This is a genomic window from Leifsonia xyli (genome assembly GCA_001647635.1).
GTDB classification, from domain to species: Bacteria; Actinomycetota; Actinomycetes; order Actinomycetales; family Microbacteriaceae; genus Leifsonia; species Leifsonia xyli_A.
The window spans coordinates 2,676,045-2,694,235 of record CP014761.1; the positions used below are offsets into that span (position 1 = coordinate 2,676,045).

An 18,191-nucleotide genomic window follows, 5' to 3' on the forward strand; every position below is an offset into this window, starting at 1 on the left:
AGTACGCTGTGCGACATGGGTCACCCCTATACCGCTGGCGTATTGAGCGCCGCGGACGCCGGCGAGATCATGACGCTCCAGCGCGCGGCCACGTCACGGAGGCGGAGGCGTACGCGGACCTCAACCTGCCGCCGCTGAGACAGACCCTCGAAAAGCTTTGCGAAGAACTGAGCGAACCGGAGGTGATCGCCCTAGGGGTCCGCGAGCGAAGCCGCCTCGTCGGCGCGGTGCGTCTTCGTCATCGGAACGCGGTCGTGGAGCTCGGCCGGTTGACTGTGGCGCCCGACCGGCAGGGGAGCGGCATCGGCACCTTTCCCCTCGGCGAGGCCGAGACAGTCTTCCCCCACATTCAGGAGATCCGGCTGTTCACCGGGGGAACGATCCCATGCGAACATCCGGCTGTAGTGGCGCAGCGGCTACCGCGAGACAGCGCTCACTAGAGCCGGCGACTACTCACTCGTCCACTTCGCCAAGAGGCTCTCTTCGGCGACGTGACTGTCTCCGTCCGGGCGTTAGCCGTCAATGGTCTCGTCAACCGTCCTGATCGATTGCCGCAGCGAGCTGCGACCTGCTGGTTACGCCGAGTTTCGGGAAGATGCGGTAGAGGTGGGCGCTGACCGTGCGGTGGGAGAGAAAGAGCCGTTCCCCGATTTCTCTATTGGACAGTCCCTCGGCCGCTAGTCGCGCCACCTGGAGTTCCTGCGCCGACAGGGTCTCCCACGGACGGTTTCTGATAGCTGGTGACTCGACTCCGCTTGCGCGCAGTTCGCCGCGTGCTCGCTCTGACAATGGGTGCATCGCGTAGCTATCCGCGAGTTCGCGGGCGATGCGCAAGTGGTCGCGCGCTTCGGCGATGCGTTGGCGGCGCCTCAGCCACGATCCGTACTCGAGGGTCAATCGTGTGCGGTAAGTCGGCCATCCTGCCACGACACCCCTCAGGGCCGTCTGAAACTCGTCCTCCGTGGCCACGTCGCCGTCGGCGAGAAAGGGGCGCGCGTAGCTCTCCGCCATGGTCCGCCATGGGGAGGACGCCGGAGAGAGCCCTGGCAGTAGAGCCCGCACTTCCTCCACCCGGCCGGTGTGTGAAGCGCACTCCAACAGGTCTCCGATCATCCACGGTGTCTGCACCGGGTGATGCGAGGGGTCGCTGGGGTCGAACGGTCTGCGGAACGCGATGTAGGCGTCTTCGTATCGGCCTTGGGCGAGGTGGTTCACCCCCTTCGTGAGCTGCACTCCGGTGAGGACGCCGCTCGCGCCCGCGATCGTTGCGCCGTCCTCGGACTCACGGATGAGGTGATCGGCCCGAAGCCGGTCGCCGCGGATGGCGGCGACGAAGGCTTCGCCGATCAAGGTTCCAGTGGCCCATCGTGGGAGCCCGATTTCGCTTGCCAGCCGGGAGCCTTCCTCGGCGGACCGCGCTGCTTCGGGCCAGTTCGCCAGCGTGATCTCGATCCACGTGTGCACGGGTTGCAGGAACGCGATGGAACGGAGTTGTCCGCGTGACCGGTAGAACTCGAGGAGGCGTCGCTGCAGGTGAGCGAGCGCGGGGTCGGCGTCGACGTTGGAGCGCACCCGGATCAGCAGCTCGGCACCCCGAGTCATCCGAAGCGGGTCGATGGTGGTCAGAGCTTCGCTCACCTGCGGCAGATACCGGCCGGGATCAGCCGCGGCGAGTACTGCGAGCCTCCGAGGGTCATCGCCGTTCATGTGTGCTGCGATCAGGTCGGCAAGGTCGGATGCTGCCGTGTAGCCGGCGTGGTCGACGTTCTCGCTGACGACGAGGGAGACATCGATGGCGAGTTCCAGGTCTCCGCGGTTGACCGCGTCCCGCCCGCGTTGGATCAAGGAACGCAGTTCTGCGGGCGTTTGTGCGCGGGGTTGTACCGAAGCCTCCAGGAGCGCGAGTCGGGTGGCGTCGCTCGAGGTGAGGCTGTCGACGTGGATCTGAGTGATCACGTCTGATGCGACATCCGGTCGTCCGAGTTCGACCGCCACCTGTGCTGCCCGCAGTCGGCGGCGCGCCCGATGATCAGGGTCGGGGGTCCGTGTGGCAGAGAGATCGAGGGCGCGGTAAGCCACCGCGAGGTTGCCTTGAGCGAGCGCTCGGTCCGCCGCCGCCTCGAGATCGGCCGCCGATCCAGCGTCCGTGCCGCGAACCGAGGCTGCCCGGTGCCAGACCGAGCGGTCACGATCTTCGCGGAGAGCATCGGCGAGAGCGGCATGGGCCTGCCGGCGTTCGTCGGGAGTCGCCGCAGTGGTGATCGCTGAGCGGACGAGAGGGTGCCGGAACCGGTAGTGATCGCCATCGACACCGACGGTACGACGGGCTTCGGCTTCATCCAGGGCCGCGTTCACGATGTCTTCGGCCATACCCGTGGTGGTTGCCGCTTCCCGCACCTCGACGAGGCTGTCTCCATCGTTCACTGCAGCGATAAGGAGAAGTCGCCGCGTCTCCGGCGACGCATCCTTGAAGCGGTCGAGGAACGCGCGGTGCACGGTCCGGTTGAGGGTGCTCGTGTCGTCACCGGCGAGGTTCGGTGGCAGCTCGAGGAGCGCCAGCGGGTTCCCGCTCGCGAGGTCCGACACCTGGCGGCGTGCCCGCGGAGCGAGCTCGGGGCGTTGTTCGCGAAGCAACTCCTCAGAGTCCTCCGGGGTGAGGGCTTCGACGGAGAGGCTGTTCACGTCAGAGTCCAGAAGAGGGGACCGGTATCCGTCTCTAAGTGCGAGAACGATCGCCACGGGATCTGCGGCGATCCGCCGGGCGACGAAGCCCAGCACGCGAGCTGTGGAGCCGTCGACCCATTGGGCATCGTCCAGGAACACGAGCAAGCCCGTCTCCGCGGCGGCATCCCCGAGCAACTCGAGCACGGCGGTCGCGACGGCGAACAGATCGGGGGCGGCCCCGTCGAGAATTCCGAACGCCGCCTCCAGCACGGTGCGTGGCCGGAACCGCATCGCGCGGATGTTGACCTCGAACGGGTGGAGCAGGGCCTGCAGTGCCGAGTAGGGCACGCTGGCTTCCGACTCGGTGGCGGTCACCGACGAGACGGCGCACCCGCGCGCGGCCGCTCGACGGGCAGCATGCTCCCCGAGCGCCGTCTTGCCGATACCAGCCTCGCCGTGGATGACGAGTGCGCCACCCGCTTCTGGTAAACGATTCACCAGGTCGTCCAGCAGGCTCAACTCCTCGGAGCGCCCGTAAAGCTTGCCCATCCAGCACCTTCTCCATGCCTCGCGGGGTCCGTTGATGCTCAGCTAGAGCATGCCATCCGGACCCCGCGAGCACGAGAGTGCTGGTCGGTCTACTGCGGGACGGTGTGGCTGACCGGAGTACCCACTCCGTTGGCGACAGGGTCGCCGGGGAAAGTGTAGAACCGGCCGGGCTCGTCGGTCTCGACGCCGTAGCCGACGCCGAGCCCTTCGAGGGCATCACGGACCTGCCGGAGCGTACGCCAGTCGAAGTTCTCAAAGCCCACGTCGTTGGGCACGCCGACCTCGCGGCCGAGCTCATTCTGCGCGTGACGGACCAGGGCTCGGTGCACGGCCTCCGTCCCAAGGGCTTCGGCACACAGCCTGGCGCCGAACTCCTCGCGCCCGCGGGCGTACGCGCTGACGCCGAGCAGGTAGAGGCTGATCTCGACAGTCTCGATCACCTCCAGTGAGGAGAACAGGCCGACTCCGCCGTTGTCGAAGATCGCGTCGGGGAACCAGTACTTCTGCACCAGGGCGTTGCCGCCCGCGTCCTTAAGCGCTTCGACGTGGTGATACTCCTGCGTGACGGCGTTGCGCAGGACGGGAAGGAACGCCTCCGACGGCGTTCCAGGAGCGCGCTCGATCGCGGCGCTGACCAGAGTGACACCCAGGCCTTCCTCGGTCACGAGGAAGTCGAGGACGTCCTTCAGGCTCTCTTTGTCACCGCTGGTTGCCGCGTTCGCGGCTGCATCGAGGATGGACATGCTGCCTCCGGGGTTCGATGGGATCCAGATTGTCGCCCGCAACAGTGGCGGCATAAACGAGGCTAGGAATCCCTCAGGCGCGCGGCTTCAGTCGTATGACTTAATCCATCCGGTCGGCGTGCCCACATTTTGCCCACAACTGGATGCGAGACCTGGTGATCACAGTCGTCTCGAGTGCACCCGCTTCCCGTAGGTTTCGGCCAACTCTGGGGAGACACCGCCCCTCCGTGGGAGCCAACTAGAGCACACGGCTCATAATCGTGGTGTCGCGGGTTCGAGTCCCGCCCTCGCTACAGACTCGATACATGGGAACGGCGGCTGATGATCAGCCGCCGTTCTTCGGTTCCGGGGCGATTGGAGAAGTACCCGCGGGGATTCGCAATGGCGCGCCATCGCGCTGGATGCGAGACCGCTCAGGGCACCACCACGCCACGCACCACCACGGGGCTGTGCGCCGCGTAGTCCAGTTCGTCCGCCTGCGTCACTCCGCTGGGTGTGATCGTGTCCATGACCTTGGGCACCGTGTTCGGGTCGGCGGCGCAGAGCGGGCCCGAGCCTCCGGCCGCGCACTCGCCGAAGCTGTACGCCCCCGGCGTGCTCGTGAAGGCGCGGGTCTGGTCGACGCCGTGCGTGCCGTCTTGGCCGGTGAGCGTGACGGTGAAGGCCCATCCGGAGGTGGGCGTGCCGCCAAGAGCTGTCTTGGTCACGCTGAAGGTGGTGTAGCGGGAGACCTGGTTCGCGCTGACGGTCACGGTGCCGGTCGAGGCTCCGGAGGCATCCACGATCTTGCTGCTTGTGAAGCCCTGGGCTTCGACGAGGCGACTCCAGGCGGGCGCCACCTGGTAGTTCATCCCGGGATAGGAGGCAGTGGTGGAGGTGGATGCTGCGCCAGGCTGAGCGACGTACACGTCCACGAGCTGGGCGCCGTTGGTCGAGCCGAACGTGGGGGTCAGGTCGGCCGTCTGCACGCGGAAGGTGACGGTCGAGCCGGTGTCGTAGACCTGGAATCTGGTGAGATCGAACGCGCCGGGGTGGAAGTCGCCGGACGTCGGATAGGCGTAGGTTCCTGGGCCGTTGTCGTCGCCGGTCGGGTCGTCTGCACTGAACAGCAGCGTGCCGTTCACCACGTCGTTGACGACGGAGCGCACGGCTTGGGCAGTGCCGCCGTTGGGTGCGGTCGACGTGATGACGAGCACGTTGGTGCCGGCAGCGGACGTGATGGTCGCGGTGAACGAGCCGTCGGCGGCAGCCGTGGTGTGGCTGACCGTCGTGGCGGAGTCGCCGTCGGTCGCCACATCCGCGATGTCGACGCTTGCACCAGATGCGGCGGTTCCCGACACGGTGATCGTGCTGCCGGCTGCCGTCCCGTCGGCGGGGGAGGTCACCGTGAGCGGGGTGCTGCCTTGGGTGTGGGTGACGTAGCGGTCGCGGACCTGCGACGGCTGCTCGAGGCTGCGGCCGGCGGAGAGGTCGGCGGTCAGGCGGACCTGTGACGCCGAACCCCAGGTCAGGGGCGACGCGGAACCGTCGGCCCGGCCGTTGACGAAGCCGATGGAGGCGGTGGCCGGGTCGCTGCCGTACGGCGAGCGCGGCAGGTTCGGCTGGTCCCAGACCTGCTCGGGGACCAGTCCAGGACCGGAATTCTCGCGGTTGATGGAGGCCAGCACGGAGGAGGCGGCGCTCGCCTGCCCGATTGCGAGGAACTGCTGGGCGCGCTCGGCGGCCAGCACCGGCCACGGGTGGCCGGTGCCCACGTTGCCGTCGGTCCAGGGTGCGCCGGTGATGGTGCAGCTGGTGCCGGAACCGGCAACGCAGTCGCCGTACCCGTCGCCGTTGTAGCGCAGCCAGCCCGGTCCGCTGGCAGTGGGGCGCTGAATGGTCGCGTCGGTCACCGCCAACGAGTTCGCGATGACGGGGTCGGTGGCGGGGAGGATGCCGAGGCGCACGTACTCGAGGAAGCCGTTGTCCACCACAGCTCGTTGGTCGAGGGTGGGTCCGCCGTTGCCGACGTTGTAGCTGATGGCGGCGTTCGGATCCCCCGTCTTGGAGAGGCGGATGAAGTAGGGCGCCGGAGAAAGCGGTCCGTTCGTGGTGACGCCCCACGCCTTGATCGTGCGCTGGTACTGGTCGGCGGTGGCTCGGTAGACGCGGGCGCTCGCCGCATCCCCGTGGGTGTCGGCGATGCTGCCAGCGGCGACCAGACCGGCGATCTCGGCGGCGATGGTGGACGGCGAGTATCCGGTCTGCTCCTCCCAGCGCTCGACGCCGAAGCTCGGGCCGTGGCTGATCAGGAAGTTCGCCGCTGCCTTCACATGCGGCCAGAGGGTGTTGTCCCGGCCAGGCCGGACTGCAGGGCCATCAGGATGGGGTAGGCCGTCTCATCCAATTGGTCGTTGAAGGCGTCGGCGGCCTTCGTGCCGTCGAGGAGCGAGTTGCGCGGCTGGGAGCCGTTGGCCTGCTGGCTCTTGGTGAGCAGGTAGCGCACGGTGTCTCGCGCCGTCGCGAGGTCGCCGTCGGTGTAGAGGGCGGTCCAGGCCTCGTAGAGGTCGCGGGAGAACACTTCGCGGTAGCCGCTGGTGAACAGGTTGTTCGGGTCGTTGGCGGCGATGGACTGTCCCCACGGGGCGTCCAGGCCCGCGACGATGGCGCCGGGGAAGGTCTTGTCTTCGGACGCTTTGACGACGTTCGCGGACTGGTAGTAGTTCTTGACCGCCGTCAGCCGCTGACTCGGGGCGAGACCGGGGGCGGTGAGGATCGGCGGCTTGAGCGAGGCGTCGTACTTCACCCAGCCGGCGAGGTAGCCGGCTGTGAGCGCCGCGAGCTTCGTCCTGACTGTCGCCGTGGCCGTGCCGACCGCTGCGGCCTGGTCGGTGCCGAAGCCGAGCGCGATGGTGGCGCTCCCGCTGCGGTCGCGCTGGAGGCCAGCGGTCTGCTCGACGTTCCCGGAGGTGGCGGTGTCCGTCACGGGAGTCAGCGAGTGCGAGGCGTCGAGCTGGCTGATGGAGTCGCTGGCCGTTCCGACGAACCCGCTGCTGACCGACGAGAACGTCTGGTCCGCTCGAAGCGCCAGGTAGGAGGGCACGGCGTAAGCGGCTCGGTTGGCCTGGCTCGTGGTGTTGGTGTCGAACGAGACGGGCACGCGGGTGCCGGTCGAGGTGTCGACGACCGCGGTGTCGGCCCCGCCGTTCGCCGAACCGCCGCCGCCGTTGCCACCGGCGTTCGCATCCAGGCGCACGAAGAGCTGGTACTTCGTGGCGCTCGACTTCAGAGCGTCGTATCGGGTGTGGACGACGACGCTGTCTCTAGCGGGGTCGGTGAGGTACGTGGTCACGAGGCGGTAGGCCCCGCTCTTCGCGGTCGAAGTGACGGTGCACATCATGCCGGTGGGGTCCGAGGTCGCCGTGTACGTCATGTCGCGCGTCTGCAGATCGGTGAAGCTCGAGCCGTCGGTCACGAGGAACTGCATCGTCTCCACGTTCGTCGCATCGACGGTGGGAGCGTAGACGTCGCTGAGCACGCCATTGGCGATCGTGAACCAGATCTTCGAAGTCGTGTTGCGGGCGGTGCCGACGCAGTCCTTCCGCGACTGGGACTGGTGGCTCACGGCTCCCGGTGACCCGGAAGCTTCCGTGGTGGCGGATGCGCTGGTGGCGCTGAGTCCGACGGTGGCGAGTGCGAACGCCGTGACGATGGCGGGAAGAGTGAAGCGACGACGAATCATTCTCGGACTCCTTCGAGCTCGCACCGATGCGCACTCACCATCGGGAGGCTACCCCCGTCCGGGGCCCGAGCAATCAGAGTCGTGTCCGCCGTCGCTGGTTGATCCGCTGCACTATCAGGGTCGCTACCCCGCCAAGCGTGATCGCGGCGAGGTTGATGACCAACTGGATGAGCGCACCGACGGACTGCTCGGTGGCCCCGTAAGCCAGGGCGACGGCAGCATTCGCGGCAGCCGGGATCGTCGTCACCGAGATCAGCACCCCGATGAGAGCGCCCGACTTCGCGGTCGAGAGGGATAGCAGACCGGCGATGCCGGCGAGGAAACCGACCACCCAGCTGAGCACGTTCGGTCGCCAGATGAAGTCGGTCAGCGGCCGGGAGTGCAGCAGGTCGGCGGGCGACATCAGGTGGAGAGCGGTGAGCAGCAGGGTGAACAGGATGGTGATCGCGATGGCGACCGCGAATCCGACGGCGAGTGCGAGGACGGATTGAGCGATCATCCGGCCTCGCCGCCGCACGAGACCCACCGAGAGGGCAGCGAGCGGGCCGAAGTCCGGGCCGACGACCATTGCGCCGACGATGAGGATGGGTTCGTCGAAGACCACGCCGATCGCGGCGATCATGGTGGCGACGGACATGAAGGTCAAGAATGTGGGGGAGAGGCTGGTCTCCTCATGCGTGCGCTGCTCGATCTCCTGCCACACCACCGCGTCGGCGGCGTGCCCGGGCGCGGCGCGGCTTGCACGCTTGGCCGCATCCGAGATCTCGACGCCGATGTCGTCGACGGAGATCGAGCCCTCGTGCTGCACCCCGAGCTGCTGAAGCCGGTCGAGCAGGATGCTCAGCCCTTCGCGGGCGACATCGCAGAGCACCAGGTCGCCGGGCGGCCGCGTGGCGGCCTTCGGGATGCGAACGATGTTCGTCGTCGCAACGCTGTCCTGCAGGGTCGTGAGCACCTGGTCGACGAGGTTTGCGGGCGCGATGATTCGCAGATGCTGCACGTGGCAAGTGTTACCGCTATCGAGCCAGGCGTCTGGCGATCGGAGGCGTGTCGACGAACACGGCACCGCGCCGCACTCATGTCGTAGGGTGTGACCGTGAGTGACGAGGGGGCGGACGCGGCCCAGTTCCTCGGGGTCCTGAACACCGAGTACTTCGTGTTGCAGGGCGCGTCGAACGCGTCGATCAGCGAGTCCAGCAGCCGGTCGTCGCTCTACCTGGTGACGCTGTCGAGCGCACTGGTGTCACTCGGTTTCGTCTCGGGCGCGTCGCCCGACCTGTTCCTGCCGTTCGCGGCCGCGGCTCTGACGACCGTGTTCGTGCTCGGCTGGTTCACCATCGCCCGCCTCATCGACACGGCGATCGAGAACCTCCGGGCGCTGCGTGGGATGGCGCGCATCCGCCGCTACTACGCCGGGGTGCACCCTGCCGCGCCCCCGTTCTTCGTCTCGGCCGGGGACGACGCCTCCGATGCATACGACATGCTCGGCATGCGATCGTCGCGGCGATGGGTCGTGGGGACGATGGCGAGCATGGTCGGCGCAGTGAATGCGGTCGTCGGCGGCTCCGGTGTCGCGATCTTCCTCGGCGCAGCGGGTGCCGCCACGGCGATCTGCTTCGCGATGGGCGTCATCGTGGGCGCCATCCTCTTCGCCGTCTCCGCCGCGCTGCAGATCCAGAGGTTTAATCGCGCGTTCCCGTCGGGGTGAATGGAGTGGCTGTCCACGCGACGAGGCCGCGCCGGCGCATCTATCGGAGGGCGAGGACCGAGAATGGGGGCTCCGTCACGCCGTCGAGGTGCGCCCACCTCGCACGGTGTCGTGGCGAGCGCAGGAAGCCGACGAAACGGGTGATTGACCGATTGTCGGCCCTTCCACGGTGACGGCGAAGGTGACTAGAGTGAGTCACGACCCCGGACCCCGGTCACGAGCGTGGTACGCATGTCGCCTTTCCCAGGCCCGACCACGCGTCGACGGGGAGCGGCATCATGGGGATCCTGTACTACGGACAGTCCGATCACGAGATCGAGATCGACGATCGGACACTGGCTCACCTCAAGGTTGCGATTCTGACGCAACTCCGGAGCGCGCACGGGGTCGCCTTCACGTACAACCGAGGGATGAACGATGGATCCGGACGAGAGACCATCTGGATCCCGCCGACGGCCGAGATCCGATTCCAGTTCTCCGGGAGCCGTCCGCCGCGGCTGAACCGCCAGTGGATCGAGGAGATGCTCCGAGCGGCGTCAGGACTCTCGGGATTGACAGTGACCGAAGAACCGGTCGAGGCCACCCAGCTGGTGAACTAGGCGCCCGGGCTCAGGGCTCGATCCGCTTCGGATTCGCCGTCTCGTCGAACGGGTTGGCGACGATGTGGGCGGCGAGCACGGACAACCGGGTTCCTGTGCTGCGGGCGCGGGTGCGGATCATCTGGAAGGCGACGTCCATGTCGACGTTCTGGGAGTGCGCCACGACGCCTTTGGCTTGTTCGATGACGACCCGGCTATCGAGCGCGTGCTGGAGCTGGCTGCGCGCGATATGCGATTCGCGCAGCGAGCGCTCGTGCAGGATCCCGATGGTGGCGATGTCCGCGAACGCTTGCGCCGTGACAGCGTCGTCCTCCGAGAAGCCCCCGGTGCGATCGCGGAAGAGATTGAGCGAGCCGATGGTGTCCTTCCGAAGCCTGAGAGGGATGGCGTGCATGGACGCATAACCGGACTCCGCGGCCGCGACGGCGAACGACGGCCAGCGGGCGTACGACCCGGCGATGTTGTCCACCGTGACCAGCGACCCGCTCAGGTAGGCGTCGACGCACGGCCCCTCGCCTTCTCCGAGCTGAAGCAGACCGATGAGATGGCTGCGCTCGCTGCTGGACGCCGCGACCTCGAGCTCGCCGGCGGAGTTGGGGAGCAGGATGCCGGCATCCGTGGCATCGAGCATCGAGGCGCAGAGCTCGACGACCGTATGCAGCAGGTCGACCACGTCGTACTCGTCGACCAGGGTGTCGGCGAGCGTGACGAAGGCTTCGGCGAGTCGCCGCTCCTTGTTCCCGGCCGTCATGGATCTATTTTAGTCTCCGCCGGCGCCGTCGTTCGGGGTGAAGACGATTCGGCGGGAAACGACATCCGCCGCGACGTCGCGGACAGGTCGCCCGACGGCGAACGCATGGGCCCGGAGCAGGGCGAACGCGTCGTCGGCGTTGAGGCGCATCTGGGCGATGATCATGCCCGTGGCCTGGTGCACCTCTCGTCGCGAGAACGTTCCGGGATCGTCGTCGTCGTCGTGGCCGGCGACGGGAAGCTTGCGGACGACCTGGCGCACGACGTGGGCGGTCGCCGCGTCCGCCAGGGCCGAGGCGCGCTCGATCTGCGCGGTGTTCAGCGCGGAGGGCTCCAGCGCGTAGAGGTCGAGGGCCCCGACATCGAGGGGTCCGATCGTCAGGGGGAAGGCGTAGACCGCGCGCACACCCCTCTCGCGCAGCGCATTCCGGAGCCACGGCCAACCCGTCTCCGACGCCCGGTCGAGGTCCGCATCCACAAAGGGTGCGCGTGTTCTCAGTGCGTCCCAGCAGGGCCCGGCGCCGAAGTCGATCTGGAGTTCGTCCAGTCCCGCCGCGTGATCGTCGGACGCGCACACGGTCTCCGACCCGAAGGGCGCGCCGAGGGTGGAGATCGAGGCGTGCGAAACGGGGAGGGCGCCGAGGAACGGGAGGCAGAGGTTCGTCCCTGCGGCTCCTGCGGCCGAGAGCGCCGCGACCGCGTCGGCGAACCCCGGGTCAGACACGGGGACCACGCAGAGGCGGCGGCGATCTTCGAGCGGGTTCGATGGCGTCCTCCTGACCAGTGCGGCAGCGATCTGTGCCGGCGGCGAGCGGTCGGGGTCCAGGACGACTGTCCCTCCAGTCTACCTCCGCGGGGGTGGCGCGATCAGACGGACTTCTTGCGGCGCGCGCTGCGCCGGACGAAACCGAAGATGAGCGTGCCGATGAACAGGATGATGCCGATGATGGCCAACCAGAGCAGCCCTTGGATCGCGAACCCGACGACAGCCAGGACCGCCCACACCACGAGGAGGATCACGATTACCGTCAACATGCTTCTCACGCTACGCGCGTCCCGGCCGTCGGCCTATGGCGGGATGGTCCCGAAGTTGCCGACGATCACGGTGTGCGCCGACAGTGCGTGCGCGCGGCCCTTGTCCACCCGGTAGTGGAAGTGGATGTGGCTCGAATTCACAGCTGGCCCCGGTCCTGCACGAGTAGTCTGAGAGTACGTCGTCCCAGACCTTGACGCCCCGAACGTGATCGGACGTCACCATGTCTGAGGTCTCCGTCGGCCGGCCGAAAGCTCCGTCGGCCGGTGGCGAGTACACCGCCCTCGCATCCTTGATCAGAGACTCCGGTCTGCTGAGACGCCGCTACGGCTACTACTGGACGAAACTGATCCTGGTGCCGGTGCTCACGATCGCTCTGATGGCTGTCTTCGTGTTGGTCGGCGACAGCTGGTGGCAGATGTTCACCGGCGCGCTCTTCGCCTTCCTCTTCACCCAGATCGCCTTCCTGGGGCACGACAGCGCGCATCGCCAGATCTTCCGATCCGGCAGGTGGAACGACTGGGTGAGTCTCGTGCTCGGAGACCTGTTCGTCGGCATGAGCTACGGCTGGTGGCAGCACAAGCACACGCGCCATCACGCCAATCCCAATCAAGAGGGCTCCGATCCCGACATCGACCTACCGGTGATCGCCTTCACCCCGCGGCAGGTGGCGGACCGGGCCGCGCCGCTGCGCTGGTTCATCAGCCATCAGGGCTGGTTCTTCTTCCCGATCCTGCTGCTGGAGGGGCTGTCTCTGCACGCGTCCAGCGTGCGCCGCGTGCTGGCGCGCGAGCCGGTCAAGCGGCGGCCGGTCGAGATCGCCTTCCTGACGATTCGTATCGTCGGCTACCTGGCGCTGGTGGTGTGGGTCCTCTCGCCCGACAAGGCGGCCGTCTTCCTGGCGGTGCAACTGGGGCTGTTCGGCTTCTACATGGGGATGTCCTTCGCGCCTAACCACAAGGGGATGCCGCTGGTGCCTCACGGCGTACGGCTGGACTTCCTTCGCCGGCAGGTGCTGATGAGCCGCAACATCCGGGGCGGCCGCGTCGTGGACTTCCTGATGGGCGGCCTGAACTATCAGATCGAGCACCACCTGTTCCCGTCGATGCCGCGCCCGCACTTGAGGCGCGCGGCGCCGACGATTCGGGAGTTCTGCCGGGAGAACGATGTGGTGTACACCGAGACGAGCCTGTTCCGTTCCTACGCGATCGTGACTCAGCACATCAACCGGGTAGGGCTGGGCGACAAGGATCCCTTCAGCTGCCCGCTGCTGGAGCTGCGTCAGACACCCGCCGTGGCAGTTCCGCGACCTACGCGGTGAGGGAGGATCAACCGGCGATGTCGACCTGGGGCCGGCCGCCTCGCTGTCAGGAGCGATCCTCCGTCTCCGAGCGAGCCTGGGTCTCGCCCGTGTAATCGACGCTGTGCCAATGCTCCGCTTTGGCGTCAGTCCACCGCTTGTCGCGGTCGGTCCCACGGTTGATGTCGGTGTTGCCTTCAGTCTCCACACGGGACTTCATGGCCCCATCGCCGCCGCGGTCCGAACCCTTTCCCGTCTGGTGTGGTTCCTCTTGTGCACGCATCTTGGACCACCTGTCTTCCCGCCGCGGCTTACGACGCCGAGTGCGGCAATGAGGGTGTGGCGGGGTCGTCACGATCGGCACGAGGTCCGCCCACAGCGGCTGATCCGCCTTCATCCTCCCAGCGCGATTCAGGTTCTGGTGTGGCAGAGTCGGCTCGCACGAACGTGACGGCCGCAGCGGCAAGCGCGACAAGCGCTGTCCGATCGGCCTCCCGCTGCGTCCTCTCCAGGACTTCGGCTTCAAACCGGTCGTGGGCAGCAGCGGTACCCACGCTGATCTCGTGCAACCGCTCGGCGATCACCGAGGCGAGCCCGCCGGTGAGCTCTTCGAGGTTGGTGTTGGATATTTCCAATCGGCGGTCGGAAACCCGTAGTTCCACGGTGGGGTAGCCGGCTGTGCTGAGAGTCTCGCGTGTGCGGTTGTCATGGATAGCGTCGATCTCGGTCCTGGCGGGCCGTCGGGTGAAGACGGCGGCCACGGTGTACCGTTCGGGGGACTCCGGGGTGAGCAGGGTGGCGGGCAGTGCGTTGGCGAGAACGGCACCGACTTCGAGTTCTGCAGACGGTGAGCGATTTTGAGTGTTCATAACCGGACGGTACGCGCTCAAAATGTGCGCGCACACAGGCTCGTGCAACGAACCCAGCGGGTGACCGACGAGGCACACGTGAGATCGCGCCTCACGATGGTCGCGATCGCTGAGTCCTCCCGGAGGGATCACGACGACGGTCGAGGTGTCCGCTCGGCATGATGTTTCTAACTCAGGTTCCTCAGCATGCGCGTCGCCTCATGTGCTGATCAGGAGGGCGGCTCATCCGCCTGCTCGGAAGCGGCGCGGCGATTGCGTGTGCGCGTTCCGGATGGGTCGCCGTTCAAGCGGCGACGAGCTGGTCCATCGCGTCCGGTGGCATGGGCCGACCAAGAAGAAAGCCCTGTGCGCGGTCGAATCCCAGACGCGTGATTCGATCCAGCTGTTCGTGGGTCTCGATACCTTCCGCGACTGTCCGTACCCCGTTCGTGCGCGCCGCATCGACCGCTTGAGTGATGAGGCCCGCGGCGTTCTCGTCCACCACCAGCGACCGATCGATCTTGAGCTCCGTCGCGTGCAACCGGCGGAGTTGTTTGAGCGAACTCTGGCCGGCCCCGAAGTCGTCGATGGCGAGGCCGACGCCCAACGCCCGTAGGCGATCGAGCCGGCGCACCGCAGCGGCGACGTTCCGCATCGGCTGCTCCTCGGTGATCTCGATCGTGAGAGAGCTGTTGCCTGTGCTGACTCCTCGGAGCTGGTGTTCGAGCCAGTTCGTGAAGGCTGCGGTCTCCAGTTGTAGCGGCGAGACGTTCACGGAGATGTCGATGCGCCAGCGTTCGATGGCGAGGCAACTCTGTCTCGCCATGAAGACGCCGATTTCCTCGATCAGCCCGGATTCCTCGGCTGCGGGAATGAAGTCGGCAGGTGAGACCTGACCACGGACAGGGTGGACCCACCGGCATAGCGCTTCCGCCGCGACCATTCGGCCATCGCGAACGTCGAACTGGGGCTGGAACCATGCAGCGATCTCGCCGCGACGAACCGCCCCCGCCAGGTCCTTTGCGATCGTCGACACGACCCGATGGTAGACGGGTACCTGCCCGGGACAACCGATTCACCGCTGGTTCTCCGTGTCGGGGCCGGGTGACTGTTCGCACGGGATGCCAGCTGTGTGCGGCTGGTAATGCGGAACGCTTGCGAGTAGCGTCGAAAATACGGGCAGCTCCCGCGCCTCCCGCTGCTGCGATGCGGCAGCCTGGGTTGTGACGGCGACGGCCGATCGTTCTGGTCGGGTGGGTCGTGTAGCAGACAGCATCTGCGGGGAGCGTGTGCCATGGCAGATGAATTGTTTCCAGAGGATACTCCGGAACAAGCGGAGGAACGCGTCGACCGTGTCTGGGAGATGTTGCGGGCGACCCCGCTGGATGATCCGGACAGAATTCAGAAGGCGCGTGACGCGTATCTGATGGACCCGAACCTCGGCGGCGGGTGACGTTCTTCTGATCGGCCGGGATGGCAGACCGTTTCCGTGACTGACGCGGGGGCATGACACGAGAATCCGCGCGATGCGATGGAGTGCATCCGAGCCACCCTGCCCTCCGCCCGTCGAGCTGCCTATCATGAGCGTGCACGGGCGTCCCCGGGTGCCCTGCGGCGATCATGACGGAGGACCCGATGGCCTACCTCGAGCGACAGACCCCGCTGCCCGACTTCTCGACCGACGCCGTCCAGTCGGACGCCGTGCCCACGCCAGGGAACGCGGTCTCCACGGGAGCCCTACCCGGGGCCGCACGAGTCCACGAACTCATCGAGACGGCCCACGAGCGCTACCGGGGCCTGGACGACGGGAAGGTCGCCGACTACATCCCCTCGCTCGGCAAAGCGGACCCGGCCCTCTTCGGCATCAGCGTCTGCGGCGTCAGGGGGCAGACGACGAGCGTCGGCGACTCCGCCCGCCCCTTCTCGATCCAGTCGATCTCCAAGGTGTTCGTGTTCGCCCTGGTCTGCCACGAACTGGGGCACTCCGAGGTGTCGCGTCGCGTCGGCGTCAACAACACGGGCCTCCCGTTCAACTCGGTCATGGCTCTCGAACTGAGCGACGGCGACCCGCGGAATCCGCTCGTCAACGCCGGCGCGATCACGACGACCAGCCTCGCGCCCGGCTCGACGGCCGCCGAGAAGTGGGACTTCGTGCAGCGCGGCCTGTCCCGGTTCGCCGGCCGAGAGCTCGAGGTCGACGAGGAGGTCTACGCGTCGGAGTCGGCGACGAACCAGCGCAACAGGGCGATCGCACGGCTCCTTCAGAGCTACGGGCGGGTGGAGTTCGACCCGCTTCAGGCGACCGACGTCTACACGAGACAGTGCTCACTTCTGGTGACGGCCGAGGACCTGGCGGTGATGGGCGCCACCCTCGCCAACGGCGGTGTCAATCCGATCACCCGGGAGAAGGTGATCGACGCATCCGTCTGCCGTGACACCCTCGCCGTGATGGCGACGAGCGGGCTCTACGAGTTCTCGGGGGACTGGCTGTTCGAAGTGGGCATCCCCGGCAAGAGCGGCGTCTCGGGCGGTATCGTCACGGTCGCACCGGGCAAGGGCGGCCTCGGGACCTTCTCTCCACGACTCGACCCCGCCGGCAACAGCGTGCGAGGGCAGCGCGCGGCCCGCTTCCTCTCCCACTCGCTCGGACTCGACATCTTCGCATCGACTGCGGGTACAACCTGAGCCGTTCGGGCGCCGGCCGGCGTGCTACTGCAACCGGGGGATCGGCCCCGCCAGAACGACATCCAGGGCCTCCACCACCACCGACGCGGGATCGCCGTCGTCCCGGTTCGTCGCCCACCACAGCAGGGCCGAGAAGTTGGCCGAGCTGATCGCGTCGGAGAGGACGGCGACCTGCAGGTCGGAGAGGGGCCGGCCGAGCGTCCGGGCGACGAACTCCGCGAGCGCGTCGCGGTTGTCGCGGAGACGCGCGACACCGAAGGCGATGAGGGCCGGGTCGGAGGCCATCAACCTCAGTCGCAGCCGGGTCGCCTCCATGGCCTCGGCGTCCAGGGCGAGCGACTCGCGGACGGCCCGCGCCATGACCTCGCGAGCGCTCTCGTCGGGGGAGGCCGCGTCGAGGACCCGGCGCATGCGCTCGACGACGGGCTCCATCCCGCCCCACACCAGGTCGGGCTTGGAGGGGAAGTAGCGGAACAGGGTGCGGCGGCTGACGCCCGCCAGCCCGGCGATCTCCTCCATGGTGGTGGCGTCGTACCCGTGAGAGGCGAAGTGGCGCAGGGCCAGGAGGGCGACTCTCTCGGGGTCCACATCGGCGGGCCGGCCGCGGCGGGGCGCGCTCGACGCAGGATCGGCGGGGTTCACAGTCGTCATTATGGCACTCGGTGTTATAAATGGAGCGACGCCCGATCGAGCGCCGACGATGTCATCGACGAGGAGTACAGCACTATGAGCAACAACGAAACCGGACGCTTCGCCGGGAAGACCGCGATCGTCACCGGGGCGGGGTCCGGAATCGGCAAGGCGACGGCACTCCGGCTCGCGCAGGAAGGCGCCCGCGTCATCGCGAGCGACATCTCCGCCGAGCGGCTGACCGCGCTCACGGAAGAGAGCCCCGGCCTCGAGATCACCGTGGTGCCCGGCGACATCTCCACCGAGGAGGCCATCGCCGCCGTCCTCGACGCTGCCGGAGGGCGTGTCGACGCGCTGGCCAACGTCGCCGGGATCATGGACGGCTTCCTCCCTACGGCGGAGGTGGATGACGCCACCTGGGATCGGGTGTTCCTCGTGAACGTGACCGCCATCATGCGACTGACCCGCGCGGTCCTCCCGCTCATGCTGGAGGCGGGCAGCGGCTCCATCGTCAATGTCGCGTCCGAAGCGGGCCTTCGCGGCTCGGCGGCGGGCGCCGCCTACACCGCCTCCAAGCACGCGGTCATCGGCCTCACCAAGAACACCAGCGTCTTCTACGCGCCGAACGGCGTTCGCACGAACGCCGTCGCGCCCGGAGGGGTCGCCACCAACGTGGACGGCGCCTTCCGGTCCCAGCTCGCCGGCGAGCGCCTCGGGCCGATCATGCAGACCAACGTCGGATCGGTCGCCCAGCCGGAGCAGCTCGCCGCGGCGATCACGTGGCTCCTCAGCGACGACTCGGCCAACATCTCCGGCGTCGTGCTCGCCTCCGACGGCGGGTGGTCCGCGATCTGACGCAGGCGGCGGCATCGCTGCGCAGCCCCCGGAATCTCACGGTTCCGGGGGCTTTCTCGTGTCCGGGGGAGACACCCGCGCCGACCGACACCGGCTCTGGGCCGCT

The 18,191-nt window shown here is 67.5% G+C and carries 11 protein-coding genes and 3 pseudogenes; 6 read left to right on the forward strand and 8 right to left on the reverse strand.

What is annotated here, in order from left to right; translation table 11 throughout:
* Positions 1-15 precede the first annotated feature (15 nt).
* Positions 16-495 (forward strand): annotated as a pseudogene (locus tag A0130_13235) (GCN5 family acetyltransferase).
* A gap of 36 nt (positions 496-531) precedes the next feature.
* Here the strand turns inward: A0130_13235 and A0130_13240 are convergent.
* The 4 genes and pseudogenes from A0130_13240 to A0130_13255 form a co-directional block, all read right to left on the reverse strand.
* Positions 532-3,213 (reverse strand): hypothetical protein, encoded by a 2,682-nt coding sequence (locus A0130_13240; protein ID ANF32502.1) that lies wholly within the window; start codon positions 3,211-3,213, stop codon positions 532-534.
* An 89-nt stretch (positions 3,214-3,302) separates the two neighbouring features.
* Positions 3,303-3,956 carry a hypothetical protein gene (locus A0130_13245; GenBank protein ANF32503.1) on the reverse strand — a complete coding sequence of 218 codons (654 nt, stop codon included), beginning with the start codon at positions 3,954-3,956 and terminating at the stop codon, positions 3,303-3,305.
* 413 nt (positions 3,957-4,369) lie between these two features.
* Positions 4,370-7,677: pseudogene (locus A0130_13250) on the reverse strand (glucan 1,4-alpha-glucosidase).
* Positions 7,678-7,750: 73 nt separating this feature from the next.
* On the reverse strand, positions 7,751-8,677 hold the full coding sequence (locus tag A0130_13255) for a hypothetical protein (protein ID ANF32504.1): 927 nt from the start codon (positions 8,675-8,677) through the stop codon (positions 7,751-7,753).
* Positions 8,678-8,767: 90 nt separating this feature from the next.
* Between A0130_13255 and A0130_13260 the strand changes: the two genes are divergently transcribed.
* Together A0130_13260 and A0130_13265 are read left to right on the forward strand one after the other, a co-directional pair.
* Positions 8,768-9,385 carry a hypothetical protein gene (locus A0130_13260; GenBank protein ID ANF32505.1) on the forward strand — a complete coding sequence of 206 codons (618 nt, stop codon included), beginning with the start codon at positions 8,768-8,770 and terminating at the stop codon, positions 9,383-9,385.
* Positions 9,386-9,663: 278 nt separating this feature from the next.
* On the forward strand, positions 9,664-9,984 hold the full coding sequence (locus A0130_13265; GenBank protein ANF32506.1) for a hypothetical protein: 321 nt from the start codon (positions 9,664-9,666) through the stop codon (positions 9,982-9,984).
* 10 nt (positions 9,985-9,994) lie between these two features.
* On the opposite strand, the gene A0130_13270 is transcribed toward A0130_13265, so the two are convergent.
* Entirely contained in the window at positions 9,995-10,735 is a 741-nt protein-coding gene (locus A0130_13270) for a transcriptional regulator (GenBank protein ANF32507.1), read from the reverse strand.
* Between the two features lie 9 nt (positions 10,736-10,744).
* Positions 10,745-11,395 (reverse strand): annotated as a pseudogene (locus tag A0130_13275) (hypothetical protein).
* A gap of 595 nt (positions 11,396-11,990) precedes the next feature.
* Between A0130_13275 and A0130_13280 the strand changes: the two are divergent.
* Entirely contained in the window at positions 11,991-13,088 is a 1,098-nt protein-coding gene (locus A0130_13280; protein ANF32508.1) for a delta fatty acid desaturase, read from the forward strand.
* A gap of 1,131 nt (positions 13,089-14,219) precedes the next feature.
* Here the strand turns inward: A0130_13280 and A0130_13285 are convergent.
* Positions 14,220-14,858, reverse strand: a complete 639-nt coding sequence (locus tag A0130_13285; GenBank protein ANF32509.1) for a hypothetical protein — start codon at positions 14,856-14,858, stop codon at positions 14,220-14,222.
* Positions 14,859-15,616: 758 nt separating this feature from the next.
* On the opposite strand from A0130_13285, the gene A0130_13290 reads away from it, so the two are divergent.
* A complete protein-coding gene (locus A0130_13290; protein ID ANF33442.1) occupies positions 15,617-16,600 on the forward strand; it encodes a glutaminase in 984 nt (327 codons plus the stop codon).
* 24 nt (positions 16,601-16,624) lie between these two features.
* On the opposite strand, the gene A0130_13295 is transcribed toward A0130_13290, so the two are convergent.
* Entirely contained in the window at positions 16,625-17,251 is a 627-nt protein-coding gene (locus tag A0130_13295) for a TetR family transcriptional regulator (protein ANF32510.1), read from the reverse strand.
* 75 nt (positions 17,252-17,326) lie between these two features.
* On the opposite strand from A0130_13295, the gene A0130_13300 reads away from it, so the two are divergent.
* Positions 17,327-18,085: a short-chain dehydrogenase gene (locus A0130_13300; protein ID ANF32511.1), complete on the forward strand. Its 759-nt coding sequence runs from the start codon at positions 17,327-17,329 to the stop codon at positions 18,083-18,085.
* Positions 18,086-18,191 lie beyond the last annotated feature (106 nt).

Bases quoted from the DNA above. Each gene is read 5' to 3' on its own strand.
- A0130_13240 (ANF32502.1), bottom strand. From the start codon at position 3,213: ATGGGCAAGCTTTACGGGCGCTCCGAGGAGTTGAGCCTGCTGGACGAC.
- A0130_13245 (ANF32503.1), bottom strand. From the start codon at position 3,956: ATGTCCATCCTCGATGCAGCCGCGAACGCGGCAACCAGCGGTGACAAA.
- A0130_13265 (ANF32506.1), top strand. From the start codon at position 9,664: ATGGGGATCCTGTACTACGGACAGTCCGATCACGAGATCGAGATCGAC.
- A0130_13270 (ANF32507.1), bottom strand. From the start codon at position 10,735: ATGACGGCCGGGAACAAGGAGCGGCGACTCGCCGAAGCCTTCGTCACG.
- A0130_13280 (ANF32508.1), top strand. From the start codon at position 11,991: ATGTCTGAGGTCTCCGTCGGCCGGCCGAAAGCTCCGTCGGCCGGTGGC.
- A0130_13285 (ANF32509.1), bottom strand. From the start codon at position 14,858: ATGGTCGCGGCGGAAGCGCTATGCCGGTGGGTCCACCCTGTCCGTGGT.
- A0130_13295 (ANF32510.1), bottom strand. From the start codon at position 17,251: ATGACGACTGTGAACCCCGCCGATCCTGCGTCGAGCGCGCCCCGCCGC.
- A0130_13300 (ANF32511.1), top strand. From the start codon at position 17,327: ATGAGCAACAACGAAACCGGACGCTTCGCCGGGAAGACCGCGATCGTC.